Source organism: Aminomonas paucivorans DSM 12260, assembly GCF_000165795.1.
In the GTDB taxonomy this organism is placed as follows: Bacteria; Synergistota; Synergistia; order Synergistales; family Synergistaceae; genus Aminomonas; species Aminomonas paucivorans.
The window spans coordinates 1500524-1522139 of record NZ_CM001022.1; the positions used below are offsets into that span (position 1 = coordinate 1500524).

General features: G+C 65.4%; 19 protein-coding genes. All 19 read left to right on the plus strand.

What is annotated here, in order from left to right; genetic code table 11:
• Positions 1–2: 2 nt before the first annotated feature.
• The 19 genes from APAU_RS07070 to ispG all read left to right on the plus strand — a co-directional run bounded on the left by APAU_RS07070 (position 3) and on the right by ispG (position 21587).
• Positions 3–2669: a valine--tRNA ligase gene (locus APAU_RS07070; protein ID WP_006301024.1), complete on the plus strand. Its 2667-nt coding sequence runs from the start codon at positions 3–5 to the stop codon at positions 2667–2669.
• Between the two features lie 5 nt (positions 2670–2674).
• Positions 2675–4006 (plus strand): bifunctional folylpolyglutamate synthase/dihydrofolate synthase, encoded by a 1332-nt coding sequence (locus APAU_RS07075; RefSeq protein ID WP_006301025.1) that lies wholly within the window; start codon positions 2675–2677, stop codon positions 4004–4006.
• Entirely contained in the window at positions 4003–4848 is an 846-nt protein-coding gene (locus tag APAU_RS07080; protein WP_006301026.1) for a polyphenol oxidase family protein, read from the plus strand. Before APAU_RS07075 ends, APAU_RS07080 begins: the two co-directional genes overlap by 4 nt.
• 51 nt (positions 4849–4899) lie before the next feature.
• Positions 4900–5874, plus strand: coding sequence for a Gfo/Idh/MocA family protein (locus APAU_RS07085; RefSeq protein WP_006301027.1), 975 nt, complete (start codon positions 4900–4902; stop codon positions 5872–5874).
• Positions 5875–5993: 119 nt separating this feature from the next.
• On the plus strand, positions 5994–6188 hold the full coding sequence (locus APAU_RS07090; RefSeq protein ID WP_006301028.1) for a hypothetical protein: 195 nt from the start codon (positions 5994–5996) through the stop codon (positions 6186–6188).
• Between the two features lie 253 nt (positions 6189–6441).
• A complete protein-coding gene (locus APAU_RS07100) occupies positions 6442–8334 on the plus strand; it encodes an NHL repeat-containing protein (protein WP_006301030.1) in 1893 nt (630 codons plus the stop codon).
• Between the two features lie 89 nt (positions 8335–8423).
• A complete protein-coding gene (meaB, locus tag APAU_RS07105; RefSeq protein WP_006301031.1) occupies positions 8424–9368 on the plus strand; it encodes a methylmalonyl Co-A mutase-associated GTPase MeaB in 945 nt (314 codons plus the stop codon).
• Positions 9369–9493: 125 nt separating this feature from the next.
• Positions 9494–10603 carry a uracil phosphoribosyltransferase gene (upp, locus tag APAU_RS07110; protein ID WP_006301032.1) on the plus strand — a complete coding sequence of 370 codons (1110 nt, stop codon included), beginning with the start codon at positions 9494–9496 and terminating at the stop codon, positions 10601–10603.
• Between the two features lie 66 nt (positions 10604–10669).
• Positions 10670–11542 (plus strand): glycosyltransferase family 4 protein, encoded by an 873-nt coding sequence (locus APAU_RS07115; RefSeq protein ID WP_006301033.1) that lies wholly within the window; start codon positions 10670–10672, stop codon positions 11540–11542.
• Positions 11543–11582: 40 nt separating this feature from the next.
• Positions 11583–12737, plus strand: a complete 1155-nt coding sequence (gene wecB, locus APAU_RS07120) for a non-hydrolyzing UDP-N-acetylglucosamine 2-epimerase (RefSeq protein WP_006301034.1) — start codon at positions 11583–11585, stop codon at positions 12735–12737.
• Positions 12738–12777: 40 nt separating this feature from the next.
• Positions 12778–14082: a UDP-N-acetylglucosamine 1-carboxyvinyltransferase gene (gene murA, locus APAU_RS07125; protein ID WP_006301035.1), complete on the plus strand. Its 1305-nt coding sequence runs from the start codon at positions 12778–12780 to the stop codon at positions 14080–14082.
• 27 nt (positions 14083–14109) lie between these two features.
• Positions 14110–15222 carry a histidinol-phosphate transaminase gene (gene hisC / locus APAU_RS07130; RefSeq protein WP_006301036.1) on the plus strand — a complete coding sequence of 371 codons (1113 nt, stop codon included), beginning with the start codon at positions 14110–14112 and terminating at the stop codon, positions 15220–15222.
• Positions 15223–15228: 6 nt separating this feature from the next.
• A complete protein-coding gene (locus APAU_RS07135; RefSeq protein ID WP_006301037.1) occupies positions 15229–16077 on the plus strand; it encodes an Asp23/Gls24 family envelope stress response protein in 849 nt (282 codons plus the stop codon).
• Positions 16077–16763: a uracil-DNA glycosylase gene (locus tag APAU_RS07140; RefSeq protein WP_006301038.1), complete on the plus strand. Its 687-nt coding sequence runs from the start codon at positions 16077–16079 to the stop codon at positions 16761–16763. The genes APAU_RS07135 and APAU_RS07140 overlap by 1 nt, the downstream gene beginning before the upstream one ends.
• Entirely contained in the window at positions 16760–17479 is a 720-nt protein-coding gene (gene uppS, locus APAU_RS07145; protein ID WP_006301039.1) for a polyprenyl diphosphate synthase, read from the plus strand. The genes APAU_RS07140 and uppS overlap by 4 nt, the downstream gene beginning before the upstream one ends.
• A complete protein-coding gene (locus APAU_RS07150) occupies positions 17463–18290 on the plus strand; it encodes a phosphatidate cytidylyltransferase (protein ID WP_006301040.1) in 828 nt (275 codons plus the stop codon). Before uppS ends, APAU_RS07150 begins: the two co-directional genes overlap by 17 nt.
• 22 nt (positions 18291–18312) lie before the next feature.
• Complete coding sequence (locus APAU_RS07155) at positions 18313–19470, plus strand: 1-deoxy-D-xylulose-5-phosphate reductoisomerase (RefSeq protein WP_006301041.1); 1158 nt, start codon at positions 18313–18315, stop codon at positions 19468–19470.
• Positions 19467–20498: a M50 family metallopeptidase gene (locus APAU_RS07160; protein WP_006301042.1), complete on the plus strand. Its 1032-nt coding sequence runs from the start codon at positions 19467–19469 to the stop codon at positions 20496–20498. The genes APAU_RS07155 and APAU_RS07160 overlap by 4 nt, the downstream gene beginning before the upstream one ends.
• A 21-nt stretch (positions 20499–20519) precedes the next feature.
• Entirely contained in the window at positions 20520–21587 is a 1068-nt protein-coding gene (ispG, locus tag APAU_RS07165) for a (E)-4-hydroxy-3-methylbut-2-enyl-diphosphate synthase (protein ID WP_006301043.1), read from the plus strand.
• Positions 21588–21616: the final 29 nt, after the last annotated feature.

Genomic DNA, 21616 nt, shown 5'->3' on the forward strand with positions numbered 1-21616 from the left:
CAATGGAAACATCCAAAGAACCCCTGGGAAAGAGCTACGATCCCGCACCCATCGAAGACCGCTGGTATGAGGAATGGCTGCGGCAGGGCCTGTTCCACGCCGACCCCGCCTCCCCCAAACCCCCCTTCAGCATCGTCATCCCCCCGCCTAACGTCACCGGGTCCCTCCACATGGGACACGCCCTGAACAACACCCTCCAGGACGCCATCTGCCGCTACAAACGGATGAAGGGCTTCGAGGTTCTCTGGCTCCCCGGGACGGACCACGCGGGCATCGCCACCCAGAACGTGGTGGAGCGCAGCCTGGCGACGCAGGGCGTCTCGCGCCACGATCTGGGGCGGGAGGCCTTCGTGGAGAAGGTCTGGGAGTGGAAGGAACAGTACGGCAGCCGGATCATCAGCCAGCTCAAGAAGCTGGGGGCCTCCTGCGACTGGGACCGGGAGCGCTTCACCATGGACGAAGGGCTATCCCAAGCGGTCCGCCAGGTCTTCGTGGAACTCTACCGCAAGGACCTGATCTACCGGGGGAAGTACCTCATCAACTGGTGCCCCCGGTGCCGCACCGCCCTCTCGGACCTGGAGGTGGAGCACCACGAGATGGACGGGACTCTCTACAAGGTGGCCTATCCCTTCGTGGACGGCAAGGGGGAGGGACACGTGGTGGTCATGACCACCCGGCCGGAGACCATCCTGGGGGACGTGGCCATCGCGGTGCACCCCCGGGACGAGCGTAACCGACCCCTCATCGGCCGGACGGTGCGGGTCCCCCTGGTGGGACGGGACATTCCGGTGATCGAAGACAACATGGTGGACCCGGAGTTCGGAACGGGATGCGTGAAGATCACCCCCGCCCACGACCCCAACGACTTTCTGGTGGGACAGCGTCACGGCCTGGAGGCCATCCAGGTCATCGACGACCAGGGGTGCATGGCCGAGACGGCGGGGGTCTACGCGGGCCTGGATCGCTTCGAGGCCCGGGAACGGATGGCCCAGGACCTGGAGGCCTCCGGGGCGCTCCTCGAAAAAGTGGAGCATCGTCACTCCGTGGGACATTGCTACCGTTGTCAGACCCTGGTGGAACCCTACCTCTCGGAGCAGTGGTTCGTCCGGGCCAAACCCCTGGCGGACGCGGGGGTCAAGGCGGTCCGGGAAGGGCGGATCCGCTGGGTCCCCGAGAACTGGGTGAACGTGTACTACCAGTGGATGGAGAACATCCGGGACTGGTGCATCTCCCGACAGCTCTGGTGGGGGCACCGCATCCCTGCCTGGTACTGCGAGGACTGCGGCGCGGTGATGGTGGAGGAGACCCCCCCTCAGCGCTGCGAGAAGTGCGACTCCTCGCGGCTCCGACAGGATGAGGACGTGCTGGACACCTGGTTCTCCAGCGCCCTGTGGCCCTTCTCCACCATGGGCTGGCCGGAGAAGACGCCGGAACTGGCCCGCTTCTACCCCACGGGGCTCCTGACCACGGGCTTCGACATCATCTTCTTCTGGGTGGCCCGGATGGTGATGATGGGGCTGGAGTTCATGGAGGAGGTCCCCTTCCGGAACGTGTACATCCACGCCCTGGTGCGGGACGAGAAGGGACAGAAGATGAGCAAGTCCAAGGGGAACGTCATCGACCCCCTGGACGTGATCGACCGGTTCGGGGCCGACGCCCTGCGCCTCACCCTGGCCTCCCTCACCGTGCAGGGACGAGACATCTACCTCTCCACCAACAAGATCGAGTCCTACCGGTTTTTCCTGAACAAGCTCTGGAACGCCAGCCGCTTCGCCCTGCTGAACCTTGAGGGGACAGACCCGAACGGGACGTTCCGGGAGGAGGACCTGCGCCTTCACGACCGCTGGATCCTCACCCGCCGGGGCGAGGTCATCGAGGAGATGGGTCGCCTGCTGGAGGGCTACTTCTTCGGAGAAGCGGCCCGGTTGATGTACGACTTCGTCTGGACGGAACTCTGCGACTGGTACCTGGAACTCTCCAAGCCCGCGCTGCGGGGCGACGAGGGAGAAAGCCGCAAGGCGGCCACGCAGGGCGTCCTGCTCTCGGTGTTCCGGGACGTGCTGCTCCTCCTGCACCCCTTCGTGCCCTTCGTGACGGAGGAGCTGTGGCGCTCCTTCCCCTTCGATCAGGAGTTCCTGATCCGTCAGCCCTGGCCCGAAGCGACGCCCAGGCAGGACCAGGACTCCGTTCTGGCGGACATGGGGACCCTGCAGGAGGTGGTGCGAGGGATCCGCAACCTGCGTTCCGAGGCCCGCCTCACCCCCCAGCAGACCGTGAAGACCCTCCACTGGCGCTTCAAGGAGGCGAAAACCCTCCGTCTTCTGGAGGAGAACGGGGACCTGGTGAAGCTCCTGACCCGGGTGGAGACCTTCTTCCTCCTGGAACCGGACGCCGCCAAGCCGGAAAAAAGCCTGGCCCTGCTCTTGCCCCAAGGGGACATCTTCCTTCAGGTGGGAGATCTCCTGGATGTGGAGAAGGAGGTCCAGCGCCTCCGGGGAGAGGAGAAGAAACTCCAGGGAGAGATCGCCCGTTCGGAGAGCAAGCTCTCCAACCCGTCCTTTTTGGAGCGGGCCCCGGAGGACGTGGTGGCCAAGGAGCGGGAGACCCTGGAGGAGGCCCGAGCCCGACTCGCCCGGGTGGCGTCCAACCTGGAGAGCCTCGCCTCCTGACCTTCATGGACGAGCTTCTTGCCTTCGAGGAAATCGAGCGACAACTGATTTCCCTGGCGAGCCCCGGCATCCGACCGGGGCTCGCCCGCCTTTCCCGACTCCTTCAGGGCTTGGGCCACCCGGAACGTCGCTTCCCCTCGGTCCTCCTGGTGGGCACCAACGGCAAAGGCTCCACCGCCGCGACCCTGTCCTCCTGCCTTCGAGAGGCGGGGTATCGGGTCGCCCTCTACACAAGCCCCCATCTGGAATCCCTGGGGGAACGGCTTCTCCTAAACGGCGATCCGCTGCCTTCCTCCTCCTGGCGGACCTCCCTGGAGCGTATCGAACCCCTCCTGAGGGAGGACCGCCGTCTGGCATCGGACCGCCCCTCCTACTTCGAGATCCTCACCGCCCTGGCGTTCCACCGGATCGCCGAGATCGCCCCGGACCTGGCGGTGGTGGAGGCGGGCATGGGGGGACGCCTGGACGCGACGAACGTTTTGGGGGATGTGCGCGCCACGGTCTGCACCCCCTTGGGACTGGACCACCAGGAGTACCTGGGAGGCACCCTGGAGGCCATCGCCGCAGAAAAATTCGCGGTGCTGCGCCCTGGCGTCCCCGCCCTCTATGCGGGGGGGGGGACGGGTTTGAACGAGCGCTTCCGGAAACAGGCGGCCCGTGTCGGGGCCCTTCCCTGGATCCACGAAACCGCCTGCCGCCTGGACCTCCTCGACCTGACCCTCCAGGGCGTGCGGTTCCATCGGGAGTGCGACGGACGGCCTCCTCTTCGGCATCTGGAGTTCCCCCTTCCGGGACTGCACCAACCCACCAACGCCTCCCTGGCTCTGGGAGCGCTGGAACACCTCTCTGTGTCCTTTCCCCGCTTGGGGGAGGAAGCCCTGCGAAAGGGGCTCCGGTCCACCCGCTGGCCCGGACGGATGGAGTGGTTTCCCCGCGGGGAGGGCGGCCTGCTCCTGGACGGAGCGCACAACCCCCACGGCGTGGAGGCCCTGGCCCGGAGCCTGGAGGCCATGAGGACCCGGCGCTCCTCCTGGGGCCTCGTCTTCGCCGCCATGGGGGACAAGGAGATCGCCCCCTCCCTTCGTCGCCTGGCCCCCCTCTTCGAGACCCTCTGGTGCACCACCGTCCCCCGGTGCCCTCGGGCCATGGCGGCGGACGCCCTGGCAAGGGTGGCCCGGGATTCCGGCTGGGCCGACAGGGTGGAGGTGGAACCCGACCCGGCAGAGGCGGTTTCCCAGGCGTTGTCCCGCTTTCCCTCCGTAACCGCCTGCGGCAGCCTTTTCCTCGTGGGGATCCTGCGAGGCCACAGGGCGAACTTTCTGGGAGCTGCATCTTGACCTCCCCGGGATGGGAGCGGATCCGCCTGGGTGATCAGGAATGCCTTCGCGTCGTCTTTCCGGAACCCCTGGAAGGACACCTGAGGGCGTACTTCGTGCTGAAGGGCCCCTGGACCGCAGGAACCCGCGGCAACCCCGAGGAGATCCTGAAACGGAGCCGCGACCTCCGGTCATCGGAACCGGACCTTCCGGAACGTTGGATCGCCCCGGTGCAGCGTCACGGGATCGGCATCCTCCAGGGTGATCGGGCCTCTGTCCTGCCTCTCCGTCCCGATGGCGACGGGGTGTTTCTGAAGGCCCCGGGGGCGGGCCTCCTCCTGCGTTACGCGGACTGTGTGCCCGTCCTCCTGGCGGGACGTCTCCCTCGTCCCTGGGCTCTGGGACTCCATACGGGCTACGCGGGGGTGACGGAGGATCTGGTGGGAGCGGGATTCGAACGGCTCTTCGGCCACGAGGGGCAGGACGGGGAAGACCTCTGGGCATGGATCGGCCCGGGCATCGGGAAGTGCTGTTACGTCCGGGACGAAGACGACCCGGGCACGGCCCGAGGCAAAAGACGCTTGCCCCCCGCCTGCTGGGACGAAGAAGAAGGCGGCAAGGTCCGTTTCGACCTGAAGGGAGCCCTGCAGCTTCAGCTTCGTCGGCACGTTCCGGAGGAACGGATCTTCGACTGTGCCCTCTGCACGGCCCACGAGGGCGCCCACTGCCTTTCCTACCGTCGAGGGGACCAGGAAGACAGGATGGCCCTTCTGGCGTGGATCCATCGGTGCATTCCGCCCTTTCAGGCCACATCTCCTGCCTTTGAGGGGAAAAAGAAAGCAGAAGGGACACCATCCCCTTGAGGCGCCGCTCCGACGTGGCGCCCAGGGTTCCGTCCCCAGAGGAGTGATCGCATGTCTGCCGTTCGTGTCGGCGTCGTAGGAGTGGGACACCTGGGAACCCACCATGCCCGGGTCTACACGGAGATCTTGGGGGCCCAGCTTGTGGGAGTGGTGGACGTGAACGAGGAGCGGGCCGCCACGGTGGGGGAGTTCCTGGGCGTCCCCCACTTCGATGACTTTCGCCGGTTCCTGGACGTCGCGCGCCCCGACGCCATCAGCATCGTGGTCCCCACCAGCATCCACTATGAGATCGCCAAGGAAGCCCTGGAGCGGGGGATCCACCTCCTGGTGGAAAAACCCGTCACCACCCGGGTGGAACAGGCGGAGGACCTGCTGCGCCTGGCAGGGAGGAACAACCTGGTCCTGCAGGTGGGGCATGTGGAGCGGTTCAACAGCGCGGTCCAGCACGTCCGGGACTTCGTGAAGGAGCCCCTGTTCATCCAGACCCGCAGGATGGGCCCCTTCTCCCCCCGCATCAGCGACGTGGGAGTGGTGCTGGATCTGATGATCCACGACATCGACATCATCCTCTCCCTGGTGAACTCGGAAATCCGCGACCTCTCCGCCATGGGAAGGAGGGTCCGCACGGACCACGAGGACATCGCCTCGGCGCAGATCTCCTTCGCCAACGGGACCATCGCCCAGATCCTGGTGAGTCGGGTATCGGAAAAGCGGCTGCGACAGATGGAGATCATGGAGCCGGAGCGCTACATCACGGTGAACTTCGAAACCCAGGACGTCTCCATCCATCGGTGCGTTCGGGAAAGCGGCACCGGCCTGGTGGAGATCGTGGAACACCCCGTGTTCCCCAAGCAGGAACCCTTGAAGATGGAACTGCAGCACTTCGTGACCTGCGTCCGGGAAGGCCGACAGCCCCTGGTGGGGATTCGCGACGGCAAGAGGGCTCTGGAGATCTGCATCGCCGTCCTGCGCCAGATCGGCACCGCGTCCTACGAAGAATCCCGCGGCCTTGTCTCGTCCCTCTGAACGAAAGAGGGGGCCCGTCCTTTCGATCCAGAAAAGCTGGGGGGCTTGCCCTCCAGCTTTTTTTTGATACCGTCGACATTGGGAGTGACAGACCGCGCTTCCGAGAGGAGAGAACCCACTTGGCGATCTACCAAAGCCCCAAACCATCGAGGTTGCGCCAAGGTCTGGTGGTCTTCGTCGTGACCCTGGGCGCTCTGCTGGTGGTGTACGCAGCGGCGATCCTCACCGTGCCCCCCAAGGTCTTTCGGGATAACGTCATCCTTCGCCTGATCTACGAGAAACACACCCAGGCGGTGCATTGGTTCAAGGATTGAGAGACGGGAAAGGAAGGTCCGGCATTGAAGCTCAACCCGGTCAATCTGCAGGCGCTTCTCGCCCTGGCGCTCTTCGGTGGGGCGCTTCTGGTGTCAAGGGCAGTGATGAACATCCACAGGGGAACCTGGCCAGGGGGAGAGGGAATGATCCTGTACCTCCGGACGCTCCTGGGTTTTCTCATGGCTGCGGCCATCACCCTGGGGTTTTACGCCTTTGCGGGAAAGGACATCCTCTCGGGATGGTGAGGGGGCGATGAAGCCGCGAATCCGCCTCTCCTGGTGGGGCTTCCTGCTGCTGTTTCTGACCCTTTGCAGCGCAACGGCTCCTGCGGAGGCTGTGGGGATGCCCGCAGCCGACCGGCGGGGTGCGGAGCGCCTCTTCCTCCTGGCGTACCAAGACTATCTGCAGGATCGTCCCTGGTCCTGCATGGCTCTGTTGGCGCAGGCCCTGAAGAAGAACACCTACATGGTGGACACCTACCTGCTTCGCGCTTTGGCCCAACGCAGGGTGGGGCTGCTGGGGGAGGGCGCCGGATCGCTGGAAGACTATCTGGAGGTCCGTCGTGAGGACGCTCGGATTCGGCGGGTGGCGACCACCATGAGGGGAGAGCAGCGCACCCTTCGGGAGCTTCTGTACCCCCGGGAGAGCGGCTTTGCCGTCTCGGTGCTGGAACGACGGGCCCCGGAAATCCTTCCCCTTCCCCTGTGGAATCCCCTGGTCTGGAGCGGTCTGGCAGGAGGTGGGAAATTGCGAAGCATCGGGGACACCCTCTTGCTCCCGGACACCTTGGGCAACCGGGTCCACCTGTTCGAGCTGGGTGAGAGGGCGGAGCATCAGTCCCTCTCCACCCCTGAACCCGCGGTGATTCTGCCCCTGTGTCCCTCCCGGGGCTGGATTCTGGGTGCCCGTGGCAAGGTCCACGAGGTTTGGAAAAACCCCCTGAACGACCAGTACGAGACGAAGCCCCTGGGGGATTTGGGCAAAACCGTGACGGACGCGGTATTTCTCTCCTCGAAAGGGCTGGCGGTGGCGGACCGCCTCGGGAATCAGGTCCATTTCTTCCGTCGGGGTAATTGGGTACCCTATGCCTCCTGGTCCCCCGAGGAGAAGGGGAAAGGCCCCCTCTTCGAGCCCGTTGCCCTGGACCTGGCGGGACCCTTTCTCGCCGTGGCGGATCGGGGCCGAGGGGAGGTTCACGTCCTGGACGTCTTCACCCTCCAGGTGCGAGAAGTGCTCTCCTTGCCCCTGGTGCGCGACGTGGCGTGGAACCACGAAGGCGGTCTCTTCCTCCTCACGGAGGACGGCAAGCTCTACCGGACGCCGCCCCTTCCCCTGCGTGGGCGTCCCCTGGAGCTTCTTGCGGAGGGGTTGGAGGATGCCTGGAGCCTTTCCCTCGTCCGGGGACGCCTTTTCGTGATGAGCCAGGGTGGACGCCGCTGGTGGGTGGGGGACCTGGGACCGGACCAGAAGGCGCAGGTCGGCTTCCTCAGCCTGGACAACCTGCGGATCGAGAAACGCATGGGGATGGAATGGCTCCGCATGGAGGCGACCCCCGGGTCTCCCTTCCCGGAAGGGGTCGCTCGTGCCAATCCCCAGGTGCATTCGGTGTGGCAGAACGACCTCCTCACCAGCACCCTCAAAACCCTGACCCTTTCGCGCAACGCCGAGGGGATCCTGGCCCTCTCGCCGGAACCCGTCCAGGGGGGGATGGAATGGGGCCGCGCCTCTCGGCTCTCCGCCCTGTGGGCCTCCTTGGAAAGGCGATCCCGCAACGGCAAACCCCTTCCCCCTGTCCTGCTCCTGGACTCCCGCCTTCGGGTGGAGGAGTCGGACTGTCTGCGCCTGCTGGGCTTTGCCCTGCTCCGAGGCATCCGGGTGGACCTGCTCTGCCGGGAACGCCCCGCACCCCTTCTCCTGGACCGCGTCCGCAGGCTGACCGGCGGGGTCCTCTGTGTGGACGACCCTGCGGAGGGGCTTCCTCCTGTCCGCCACGCCCGGTGGGAGATTTCCCTTCCCCTTCCGGCCCGGGACGTCCCTTTCGGCACTCCCTCGGAAGCCCTTCTGTCGGTCTTCGGGGATGCCCTGACCTACCAGTTTCGGGATTGCGTGCCCCTCTGGCCCAACCTGGTGCCGCAAAAACGCTGAATGTTCCATCGATTCGTCCGCCTTCGCAGGCTCGCTTCGGGGTGTATGATGAGCCGGTGCACGCATCACTTTCTGAAGGAGCGTTGACTGTGGACCAACTAATCCAACGGGCCCTCAGCGGGGAACCTCGATCCGTCGCCCGCCTCATCAGTCTCGTGGAAAGCGATTCCCCCTTCGTAGAACGGGTGATGAAGCAGCTCTACCCTCACTCCGGAAAAGCCCAGATCATCGGCATCACGGGAAGCCCGGGGGCAGGGAAAAGCACTCTGGTAGACAAACTGATCCGCAGGTTCAAGAAAGACGGGAAACAGGTGGGGATCATCGCCGTGGACCCGTCGAGCCCCTTCTCCGGGGGGGCCATCCTGGGAGACCGACTGCGCATGCAGGACCACGCCCTGGACCCGGACGTGTTCATCCGCAGCATGGGGACCCGGGGTTCCCTGGGGGGAGTCAGCCGGGCAACCCATGAGGCGGCTCTCATTCTGGATGCCTGCGGCAAGGACGTCATCCTCATCGAGACGGTGGGGGTCGGCCAATCGGAGATCGACATCGTCAAGATCGCCGACACGGTCTGCCTGGTCCTGGTCCCCGGCATGGGAGACGACGTCCAGATCATGAAGGCCGGAATCATGGAGATTGCGGACGTCTTCCTGGTGAACAAAGCGGATCGGGAAGGGGCAGACAAAGTGGTGGCGGATGTCCGCATCATGCTGGACCTGAGCCCCCAGAAGGCTTGGCGTCCCCCGGTGCTCAAGACGGCGGCGGAAAAAGACACGGGAATCGACGAAGCCGCAGCGGCCATCGATTCCCACAGCGCTTTCCTTCAGAAGACCGAGGAGGGCCGGATGCGCCGCTACGCCCGACTGGAGATGGAAGTGGAGGGAATCCTCCGCAGGGAGATCGCGTCCCTGGTGGAACGCGCCTGGGCGGAGCGAAAGGATCAGGGGGTCCTGGAGGCATTGGAGGAACGTCGCATGGACCCTTACTCTCTTGCGGGAGACCTGCTGGACGGAGTTTTCTCCGCCAGGGGGTAGTTCGAAGCGGCAGGACGGGACGCCCTCGGGGACAGACCATCGGTGATGGCTGTCCCCTTTTTATGGGATAATGACCCCGAGAAGTCTCCTTTCGGGAGGACAAGCACAAGGAGGTCATGGATCATATGCGATTGGCCATCGGTTCGGACCATGCGGGATTTCCCCTGAAGGAACGCCTCAAGTCCCATCTGGAGGGGGCAGGGCACGAGGTCCAGGACGGAGGAACCTGCTCCGCCGAGACCCGGGTGGACTTCCCCGACTGGGCGTTCAAGGTCTCCGAACTCGTGGTTTCCGGGAAGGCGGAGCGAGGGATCCTGGTGTGCGGCAGCGGCATCGGCATGAGCATCGCCGCCAACAAGGTTCCGGGAATCTACGCCGCCCTCTGCCACGACATCTACGGAGCCCGGCTTTCCAGACTGCACAACAACAGCAACGTCCTGGTCCTGGGAGGCCGGGTCACGGGAGAGGACCTGGCCCTGGAGATTCTGGACACCTGGATGGCCTCTCCCTTCCTGGAGGATCGCTACCGGGTCCGGCTTCAGAAGATCCAGGACTACGAAAGCCGCGTCTCCCCAGGGGCCGCGGGCCCGGGAAAGGCAGGCGGTTTGGGGCGGGTGTTGGTCATCGACCACCCCCTCATCCAGCACAAGCTGGGTCTGGTGCGCGACAAGAACACCTCGGTCAAGGATTTCCGGGAACTGGTTCAGGAGATCGCCGGCCTGATGGTCTACGAGGTGACCCGATCCCTCTCCCTGGAGGAGATCGAGGTACACACCCCCCTGGGCCCCACCAAAGCCTTCAGCCTGTCGGGCAAGAAGATGGCGGTGGTCCCGGTGCTTCGGGCAGGGCTGGGGATGGTGGAGGGGATCCTGCGGCTCATCCCCAACGCCAAGGTGGGACACATCGGGCTGTACCGGGATCCCCACACCTTGGAACCGGTGGAGTATTACTGCAAACTTCCCGGAGACATCGAGGATCGGGATATCTACGTGGTGGATCCCATGCTGGCCACCGGGGGCTCCGCCGCCGCAGCCATCGAACTGGTGAAGCGCCAGGGGGGCAAGCGCATCTCCCTGGTCTCCCTTATCGCCGCTCCGGAAGGGGTGGAGCGGGTCCGGGGCCAGCATCCCGAAGTGGACATCTTCACGGCAGCCCTGGACAGCCACCTGAACGACCACGGCTACATCGTCCCGGGCCTGGGGGACGCGGGCGACCGGCTGTTCGGGACGAAATAAGCGAGCCATGAAACCGATCCTGCCTCGTATCGGGATGCGGCGTCCTGCCGGAGGAGTCGAGGCGCATTGAAAAGCTCCCTGACGGTGGCTCTGTGCACCTTTCTCTGGAGCCTGGTGGCCACCCCCGTTTCCATCGGCCTGTCTCGGATGTTCCGCCTTTTGGACATCCCGGGAGGCCGCAAGACCCATGAGGACATCACCCCCCGCGGGGCGGGCATCGTGCTTTGGATGGGCTTCCTCCTCTGGTCCCTGGTAGTCGGAGGGAGGGGACTTACCGCGCCCTACGTGGCCACAGGAGCCACGGGGGTCTTTTTGGTGGGCTACATGGACGACATGCACCCTCTCCCGCCCCTGCTGCGGCTGGCCCTCCACCTGGCGGCGGCCTTCTGGGTCACCCTGCCGCTGCCTGTAGCCCCGACGGAGAGGGTGCTTCTGGGTTTATGGATCGCTGGCCTGACCAACGCCTTCAACCTCATCGACGGCATGGACGGTCTCTCCTTGAGCCTTTCCCTGGTGACCATCCTGGTAGCCTGCGCCTTTTCGGGCCCCCTCACCTGGCTTCCCTTCGCAGGGCTGGTGGCGGGAGTCCTGGTGTGGAACTTCCCCCATGCCCGCACCTTCCTCGGCGACGGGGGCAGCACGCTCCTGGGGTTTCTGTGTTCCTCCCAGCTCGCCTGGGATCTTTATTCCGTCCCCCAGCGGACGGGTTTGTGGATCTTCGCGGGGATTCTGGTCCTGGTAGGAGGCGTTCCGGTGCTGGACACCTGCGTCGCCATGGGCAGAAGGATCCTGCTGGGCCGTTCCCCCTTCTCTCCAGACCGGGGACACGCGCACCATCGCCTTCTGGACCGGGGGGTCTCCAAGGGGACGACCCTGGCCCTCCTGTCGGCGGGCCATTTGGGATTGGTCAGCCTGGGTTTTTTTCTGGCATGGCCTTAGCACGAACGAATCGTCACCATCACGGAGGAGGAGCACGTTCATGAGCGACCTGACCCCCTATCGGGTGGTCTGCGTGGTGGGCACCCGCCCGGAAGCCATCAAGATGGCTCCGGTGGTGTTAGCCCTGCGGGAAGACCCCCGTTTCGAACCCTTTTTGCTGGCTACGGGGCAGCATGCGCAAATGCTCTACCAGGCACTGGAACCCTTCGGTCTGGTTCCGGACGTGGACCTGCGGATCATGAAGGAGAAGCAATCCCTGGATTACGTGACCGCCTCGGTGCTGGAGAAGGTGGGGGAGGTCCTCGATCGCTGGACCCCCCGGGCGATCCTGGTTCATGGTGACACCACCACGACCATGGCGGCGACCCTTGCCGGATTCTATCGGCACCTTCCCGTGGGACACGTGGAGGCGGGACTGCGCAGCAGGGACATGGATAAACCCTTCCCCGAGGAGATGAACCGGGTCGTAACGGACCGCCTCTCCTCCCTGTGGTTCGCCCCCACGGAAGGGTCACGGGATAACCTCTTGGGGGAAGGGGTTCGGGAGGACCGCATCTGGGTCACGGGCAATACGGTGATCGACGCCCTCCTCTGGACCCGATCCCGCGTGGAGATCCCGGGGGAGCCGGCTCTGGGTCCAGTGCTGGGGAACGTTCCCTTCCTGCTGGTGACCGCCCATCGCCGAGAATCCTGGGGAGCCCCCCTGGAGAGCATCGCCCGTTCCGTCAAGGAACTCCTGGATCGCCACGGGGACCTCCACGCGGTGGTGCCCATGCACCGAAACCCGGAGGTGCGAGAAATCCTGAGGCGTCACCTGGGAAGTGAAGAAAGAGCCATCCTCTGCGATCCCCTGGATTATCCGGACTTCGTGTGGGCCATGTCCCGCGCCCGCCTGATCTTGAGCGACAGCGGAGGGGTCCAGGAGGAGGCTTCGGCCCTCCGGAAACCCGTGCTGATCCTCCGGGAAGTCACGGAACGCCCCGAGGCCCTGACATCCGGCAGCGGCATCCTGGTGGGCACTTCGGAAGAACGAATCCTCCAGACGGCGGGGGGGCTTCTGCAGGACTCCGCAGCCTATGAAACGTTGCAGCAGCGGTGCGGCACTCCCTTCGGGGACGGGAAGGCGTCGGAGCGCATTGCGGAAGCCTTGGGAACCTTTTTGACTCAATCGGGAATCAAGGGTTGCAGAGGATGAGGGACCACGCGGCTCTTCCCGAAGAAGGGATGAAAACCCGATGGAGAATGGAGTGAAGGACGTGACCAGCCGCCTGGTGATTCAAGGGGGTACCCCCTTGCGGGGAAGCCTGACCGCTCAGGGCGCGAAAAACGCGGCACTCCCTGTGATGGCCTCGGCGCTCCTGCTGAAAGGGCGGAGGCTGACCTTGGACCGGGTCCCCAACCTGCACGACATCCACACCATGGCAGACCTGCTCCGGCACCTGGGGGTACAGATCGAGTTCAAGGGACAGCGCATGACCTTGGACGTCCCGGAGGATCTGCAATGGGAGACGCCCTCGGCCCTGGTGCGCAAGATGCGCGCCTCCTCCCTGGTTCTGGGCCCCCTGATCGCCCGCTGCGGGAGGGCCATCCTCCCCCTGCCGGGAGGGTGCGCCATCGGCAGCCGCCCCATGGACTTCCACCTGAAGGGGCTGGCCAAGATGGGCGCTTCCTTCGACCTGGTCCACGGGGCGGTGCATGCGGAGACCCCTCGGCTTCGCCCGGGGCGGATCTACCTGGACTTCCCTTCCGTGGGGGCCACGGAAAACCTCCTCATGGCAGCGGTGCTCACGGAGGGGGAGACCATCATCGAAAACGCCGCGCGGGAACCGGAGATCGTCAACCTGGCGGAAACCCTCCGGGCCATGGGAGCCCAGGTGGAGGGGGAGGGAAGCGGCACCCTCCGCGTGGAGGGACAGAAAGACCTCCAGGATGCGGAGGTCCGGATCATTCCGGACCGCATCGAGGCCAGCACATACCTGCTGGCCGGGGTCATCACCCGTGGCCGCGTGACGGTGAAGGACATCGTACCCGACCACATCGAAGCCCTCCTCTCCAAATTGGAGGAAGCGGGGGTGGGGATCCAGATCCAAGGAGATAGCGTCACCGTCCAGGCCCCGGACCGATGGAAGGGCGTTTCCCTGAAGACCCTTCCCTACCCGGGTTTCCCTACGGACCTTCAGCCGCAGATCATGGCGACCCTCACCCTGGCGGAAGGAACCAGCGTCATCCACGAAAGCGTGTTCGACGCCCGCTTCCTGCACGTGGGAGAATTCAAGCGGATGGGCGCCAAAATCGAGCTGCAGGGGAACACGGCGGTGGTGACGGGGGTTTCGGAACTGGTGGGGGCGGACGTCCACGCCTCGGACCTGCGGGCCGGGGCCGCCCTGGTCCTTCTGGGCCTGGCGGCCCGAGATGAGACGACGATTCACGAATTGGGACACATCTGGAGAGGTTACGAAGGACTGGTGGAGAAACTGCGAGCGCTGGGAGCCAACGTGGTGGTCCTGGATGCCTCGGCCGATGATCCACGCCACCGCTGACCGGAAACGCAAAGGAGGCATGGCGCCATGACCTGGATGGAGCACCTGATCCGAAAACCCCTGGCAGAGCTGGAGCCGTACAAACCCGGGAAACCGGTGGGGGAGGTACAGCGGGAATACGGTCTTCGGGAGATCATCCGCCTCTGCTCCAACGAGAATCCCTGGCCGCTCCCGGAACGGGTCCTGCAGGCGATCCGCGAAGCAGCGGGGGACATCCACCGCTACCCCGATCCCGCGGCCTACCACCTGCGAAGGGCCATCGCGAGGCACCTGGGCGTTTCGCCCCAGGAGACCATCGTAGGAGGGGGCACGGAGGGCATCCTCTACGCCTTCTTCCAAGCCCTGATCGACGAAGGGGACGAAGTGGTCTACCCCGTCCCCACCTATCCGATCTACCGCCTGGCGGCCTGCGCCGCCGGAGCGCGCTGCGTCACCCATCCCCTTCGGGAGGACCACACCGTGGACGTGGACGGGCTGGTGGCCCTCTGCGGGGAGCGGACCAAGGCCCTGGTGCTCTGCAACCCCAACAACCCGACGGGCAACATCCTCCCCCGGGCAGACCTCCTTCAGATGGCATCGCAGCTGGAGGAGAAACAGGTCCTCCTGGTGGTGGACGAGGCCTACGCGGAGTACGTAACGGACCCCCGGTACGTCTCGGGGGTGGACCTCTTCCGCCAGCTGGGCAACATCGTGATCCTGCGGACCTTCTCCAAGATCTACGGCCTGGCGGGACTGCGGGTGGGGTACGCCATCGCTCCGAAACCCGTGGTGGAGGCCTTTGCCAAGGTCCGCCGGGTCTTCGGGGTCAACAGCATCGGCCAGGCCGCCGCACTGGCAGCCCTGGAAGGACAGGACTTCATCGCCCAGGTCCGGGAACGCACCCTGTTGGAAAAGGAAAAGATGGTTCGGGGCATCACGGAGACGGGAGTCAAGGTCTTCTCGACCCAGACGAACTTCGTGCTTCTGGAACTGCCCAACGCCCCGGCGGTCTACGAGAACCTCCTTCGCGCGGGGATCATCGTCCGCCTGGGGGAAGACCTGGGAATGCCTGGAACCCTCCGGGTCACCGTGGGGCTCCCGGAGGAGAACGACCGTTTCCTGAAGGAACTCCGCAGGGCCTTGCGACGTCTGGACCGGTAGCGCTTCATGGCTGACGATGCTCCCTTTCCCCCGGAGGGGAACCGACCGAACCAGCTCTTCGCCTTCGTGGGACCTGCCGGGACGGGAAAGAGCCAACGGGCCCAGATGGTCGCCTCCTTCCTGGAAGCGGAGTACATCGTGGACGACGGCCTGGTGATCCACCGCGGTCAGATCGTCTGCGGGAAGAGCGCCAAGTCGGAGCGCAACCAGGTGCGGGCCATCCGAAGAGCCCTGTTTGAGTTTGAAGACCACCGCAGGGCGGTGGCAGGCTTCTTCGAACAGGCCCGCCCCTGCACGATCCTTCTGATCTCCACCTCCGAGGGCATGGCCAAACGCATCGCCCGAAAACTGGGGCTGCCGGAGCCCTGCCGTTTCCTGCACATCGAGGAAGTGGCCACCACGGAAGAGATCGCCCGGGCCCGAAGGGAACGCACCAGCAAAGGGCAGCACGTGATCCCCGTGTCCCACGTGCAGGTGCGAAGGAACTTCACCGGGAAACTGGTGGGACGGTTGCGGGTTCTGTGGCGTCCCAAGGATCTCTACGAAGGGGAGAAGACCATCGTACGCCCTCCCTTCAACTTTTACGGGGAAGTGCACATCGAACCGGAGGCCATCGCCCAGCTGGTGGCCCATGTGGCCTTGATGACCGGCCAGGTGGGAAAGGTGGCGCAGGTCCGGGTTCGCCCGGAGGAAGACCAGCTTTCGGTGAGCATGGACCTGGCCCTGGAACCGGGAAGCCGCAACTTCACCGAGGTGGCCCGACAGGTCCGCCAGCGGGTGGCTTCCAGCGTCCGCTACTTCAGCGGCCTGGAGGTGCGGCAGGTGGACATCCAAATCAGCGAGGTGCTTGTTTGATGACGGACCCGAGCGAGACCCGCAGCGGAGAAGAGCCCCTCTTCCAGCTCTCCCCCTCAGAACGCCGTCACCAAGAGGCGATTCTGCTGGAGGAAGCCCGACACCGCGTGGAAAGGTGCCTCCGATGCCCCCTGGGGAAAACGAGGAACAAATCGGTCTTCGGAGAGGGGAACCTTTGGGGCAAACTCCTTTTCGTCGGGGAAGGTCCCGGCGCGGACGAAGACGAGCAGGGCATGCCCTTCGTGGGGCGGGCAGGCCAGCTTCTGACGCAGATTCTCCAGGCTGCGGGGATCCGAAGAGAGGACGTCTACATCACCAACGTGGTCAAATGCCGTCCCCCGGGAAACCGGGTCCCCACCTTCGAGGAGATGATGGCCTGCGACGAATACCTGCAGACCCAGATCGCCCTGGGACGTCCGTCCCTCCTGGTGCTGCTGGGGAACACCCCGACGAAGTGGATCCTCAAGACCACCGAGGGGATCTCCAAACTTCGGGGGCGCTGGTTCTCCTGGAAGGGCATGTCCGTGCTCCCCATGTTCCACCCCAGCTACCTTCTCCGCTACCCTTCCTCCACCGAGGGGAGCCCCAAACACCTCACCTGGCTGGACATCCAGGAGGTCAAACGGAAGTGGGACGAGGTCCGAGGGACAGACCTCTGCTCGGAAGGGGAAGGACAGCTCTCATGATGCCCCAGGAAGAGCTTCGCCTGGAAAGGCTGCCCGCCCATGTGGGGATGGTCATGGACGGCAACGGGCGCTGGGCCAAGGAAAGGGGCCTTCCCCGGGTCATGGGACACCACGCGGGGGTCAAGGCGGTGGAGCGGGTGGTCCAGGCCGCCAAGGACTGGGGCATCCGCACCCTCTCCCTCTACGCCTTCTCCACGGAAAACTGGAAGCGCCCCCAGGGGGAAGTCCTGGGGCTCATGGGCCTCTTCCGCTACTACCTTCGAAGCAAGCTGGACCGTCTCCGGGAGGAGCGGGCCCGGTTGCGCTTTGCGGGGAGGCTCGAGGACCTGCCCGAGGACATCCGGGAGATCCTGAGGGAGTCGGAGGAGGCTACCCGGGATAACGACGCCATCACCGTGGTCATCTGCATCAACTACGGAGGGCGGCAGGAGGTCCTGGACGCGGTGAACCGCATCCTGGCGCAGGGAACCCCGGGCCCCGTGGACGACCAGGCCTTCCGCAGGCACCTGTACCTTCCGGACCTTCCGGATCCGGACCTGCTCATCCGCAGCAGCGGGGAACTCCGGATGAGCAACTTCTGGCTCTACCAGGGAGCCTACAGCGAATACTACTTTTCTTCCCTCTACTGGCCCGATTTCGGCCCCGAGGAGTTCGAGAAGGCCCTGAGGGACTACGCAGGAAGAGAGAGGCGGTATGGTGATGCCCGGGCTCGGTGATTCCTTTCGGGAACAGTTGATCCTTCGCTCCATGAGCAGCGCGTTCATCGTCTTCCTGGTTCTGGGAGCCCTCTTCGCGGGAGGTTGGTTCTGGATCGCCGTGGCTTCCGCCGTGGCTCTGGTCTCCCTCTGGGAGTTCTACGCCCTCCTGAGCACCAAGTACAAGCTCTCCCGAGGTCTGGGGATGGCGGCGGGGGCCATCCTCCTCTGGGCGGCGGCGGCGGACCTGAGCCTTTCCGCGCTGCTTTCGGTGCTCTCCCTCATCGCCTTCCTGGTGCTCCTCATCGAGATCCTCCGCAGACAGACCACAGAGGAGAGCTTTGCCCTTTGGAACATGGGGGGCACCCTCGCGGGGATCGCCTACGTGGTGCTTCCCTGGAGCTTTATGATCCTCATCCGCGCCCAGACCTGGGGACATCTCTTCCTCCTCACCCTCTTCCTCTGCACCTGGAGCTGCGATGTGGCGGCCTACCTGGTGGGAAGCCGGTGGGGCAAGACCCCCCTCTGCGAACGAGTCAGCGCGAAGAAGACCTGGGAGGGTTTCGGGGGCGGGGTGCTGTGCAGCCTGCTCTGCGCGGGCATCCTGGCCTTCTGGTTCGAGTTCCCCCCCCTGCCCCTCATCCTCCTGGGGCTCCTTTGCGGCGTGGCGGGACAGCTCGGCGACCTGGGGGAATCGGTGCTGAAGCGGGAAGCGGGGGTCAAGGACAGCGGAAACCTCATTCCGGGGCACGGAGGCATGCTGGATCGCTTCGACAGCATCCTGGTGAACGCCGCCCTGGCCTTTCTGATCTTCGAAGTCATCGGAAGGTAGGCCCATGACAGGACAGGAACCCATGCGCGTCGGAATCTTGGGAGCCACGGGCAGCGTGGGATCGGCGACTCTGGACATCTGCCGTCGATTCCCCGACCGCTTCCGGGTCACCGCTCTGGCCGCCCGCAGCAACGGGAAGGCGCTGCTCGCCCTGGGAAGGGAACTGCAGGCGGAGGCTCTCTGCCTGACCGCCCCGGGGGAGGCTTTTTCTCCCGATCCGGAGACGCGCTTCTATCGCGGCACCCGAGGACTTCTCGACCTGGTAGAGACCGAACAGGTGGACCACTGGGTCTTCGCGTCCTCGGGGACCGACGCCATCGAGGCGTTGGTCCAGGCGATCCGTCTGGATCGGGACGTCTCTCTGGCCAACAAGGAGAGCATCGTGGTGGCGGGGCCCTGGGTTCTCCCGGAACTGAGGCGCCCGGACCAGCTCCGGCCGGTGGACAGCGAACACAGCGCCCTGTGGCAGTGTCTCCACGGAGAACCGACCCTCCGGCTTCGGCAGCTCTGGCTCACCGCCTCGGGAGGCCCCTTTCGGGACCTCCCCCTGGATCGTTTCGACGCCGTGACCCCTCAAACCGCCCTCGCCCACCCCGTCTGGCGCATGGGGCCCAAGATCACCGTGGACAGCGCCACCCTGGTAAACAAGGGGATCGAGTGCATCGAGGCGATGCGCCTCTTTGCCCAACCCATGGAAAAGGTGGGAGCCCTGATCCACCCCCGATCCCAGGTCCACGGGTTGGCGCTCTTCCAGGACGGTTCGTGCAAGCTGCTCCTTTCCTCCGCGGACATGAGGCTTCCCGCCGCCGCAGCCTTGGCTTATCCGGATCGCCTGCCCCTGCTGGACCAGGGTTTCGACTTTCCCGGCCCGGAGGTGTGGGACCTGCGCTTCGAGCCGGTGGATCCGATCCGCTTTCCCGGTTTCACCGTGGCATGCAGGGCAGGACAGGAGGACGGCCCCTACCCGGCCCTGCTGGTGGGGGCGGACGAGGTGGCCGTGGAGGCCTTTCTCTCGGAACGGATTCCCTTCTTCCGCATCGCCGCGGTGTTGGACCAGGTGCTCTCCTCCTACGACGGCCCTGCCCCCGCCTCCCTGGCGGACGCGGTGGACCTGGTGGAACAGGGCAGACGCAAGGCCCGAAGCCTCTGCGGCATGTCCGAGGAGGTACGCCCCCGTTGACCAGCCTTCTGGCCTTTCTTGTCGTCATCGGCATCAGCGTGGTGATCCACGAGTCGGGGCACTTCCTGGCCGCCCGGGCCTGCGGCGTCCGGGTGGACGAATTCGCCTTCGGCATGGGACCCGCCGTCCTTTCCCGTCAGGGAAAGGAAACCCGGTGGTCCTTGCGCCTCTTCCCCTTGGGAGGGTTCGTCCGCCTTGCGGGGATGGGGGAGCCGGGGGAGACCCCCTGTCCCCCGGAACGGAGCTTCGGGGGGAAGACGGCGGGACAGCGCTTCGTCATCCTGGCGGCAGGATCGGCCTTCAACCTCCTCCTGGCCTGGATCCTCACCGTCCTGCTTCTGATGGGCTACGGAATCCTGGACCTCCAGACCCCCCGTGTCGGGGAGGTGATGGCCGGATACCCCGCTCAGCAGGCGGGGATCGAGCCCGGAGACCGCATCGTGGGCATCAACAACCGCAAGGTGGAGGACTGGAAGGCCATGGCTTCGGCCATCCGTCGGGAGGCCCCCAAGGGACCCGTCCACCTGGAGGTGGAACGGGAGGGGGTTCTGCGTTTCCTCACCGTGGAGATCCCCACGGACCCCAAGGAAAAGGCCCCCCTCCTGGGGGTCCGACCGGCGAGGCGAACCATGGGCCTTCTGGAGGCCACGACCCAGGGGTGGGGGTACTCCTGGAGGATGGGCATGGAGATCCTCTCGGGCATCTGGCGGTGGGTCTTCCGGACCCAGAAGGTGGACCTCACGGGGCCCGTGGGCATCGCCTCCATGGCGGGAGAAGCGGCTCGACAGGGCTTTTGGGAATTCCTCTCCTTCCTGGCCATCCTCAACCTGCATCTGGGCCTCCTCAATCTCCTTCCCTTCCCCGCCCTGGACGGGGGGCGTCTGGTCTTCGTGGGACTGGAGGCGGTGCTGCGCCGCAAGGTGCCGGAGCGCTACGAGAACTACATCCACTACGCCGGTTTCGTCCTGCTTCTGACGATGATCCTCTTCGTGACCTGGAAGGATGTAAGCCGTCTTCTTCAGCATTAGGCCCAAGAAAGGAGAACGCTTATGGGAAGCCATGGATCCCTGCTTCTGGGAGGGTTGAGCATCGGGGCGGGGTCTCCGATCCGAGTGGAAAGCATGCTAAAGACCCCCCTTGCGGACCCGGAAGGGTGCATGGAGGAGTTGAACGCCCTGCACGCCAGTGGATGCGAGCTGGTGCGCACCGCCTACACGTCCTTGGACCAGGAACCGATCCTGGCCCGCGTCGTGGAGAAGAGCCCCATCCCCTTGATGGCGGACATCCACTTCAACCACCGCCTGGCCCTTTCCGCCCTGACCGCAGGCTGTCCCTCCGTGCGAGTCAACCCCGGGAACCTGGGAGGGGAGGGGCCCCTTCGGGAAGTTCTGGGGGAAGTGGAGAAAACGGGGGCGGTGTTGCGCATCGGGGCAAACGGAGGCTCCCTCAACCGGGGGCAGCTGGAGCGGGCAGGGGGCGACCGGGGGCTGGCCTTGGCCCAGGCGGTGGAGGAACAACTTCGGGTCCTCCTGGATCGGGGCTTCGAGCGGGTGCTCCTGTCCGCCAAGTCCTCCGACGTGGGGGAGACCGTCCGAGCGAACCAGCTTCTGAGCAGCCGCTACGGATACCCCATGCACGTGGGCATCACCGAGGCGGGCCCCCTGGAGGAGGGAACCGTGCGCAGCTCCGTGGGGTTGGGGATCCTCCTCTCCCAGGGGATCGGAGATACCCTTCGGGTCAGCCTCTCTGCCCCGGGGGTCCGGGAGGTTCGCGTGGGGTACGAGATCCTTCGCTCCCTGGGACTTCGGGAACGGGGAGCCCATTGGGTGAGCTGCCCCACCTGCGGGCGGCGACGCATCGAGGTCCTCCAATGGGTGGAACGGCTCCGCCCCCTGGCGGAGCGTCTTCCCGACGGATTCACCCTGGCGGTGATGGGCTGCGAAGTGAACGGTCCTCGAGAGGCGGCGGGGGCGGACCTGGGGGTGGCCGGAGCCCCAGGGGGTTTCCTCCTCTTCCGAAAAGGCGTCCCCCTGGGAACCTGGCCGGTGGAGGAGCTGGAGGAGCGGGTCCAAAAGGCGTTGGAGGACATCCTGATCCGGAGGTGCACCGACGCCTGACGGGGAATTGGCAAGGGAGAATCGCTGTG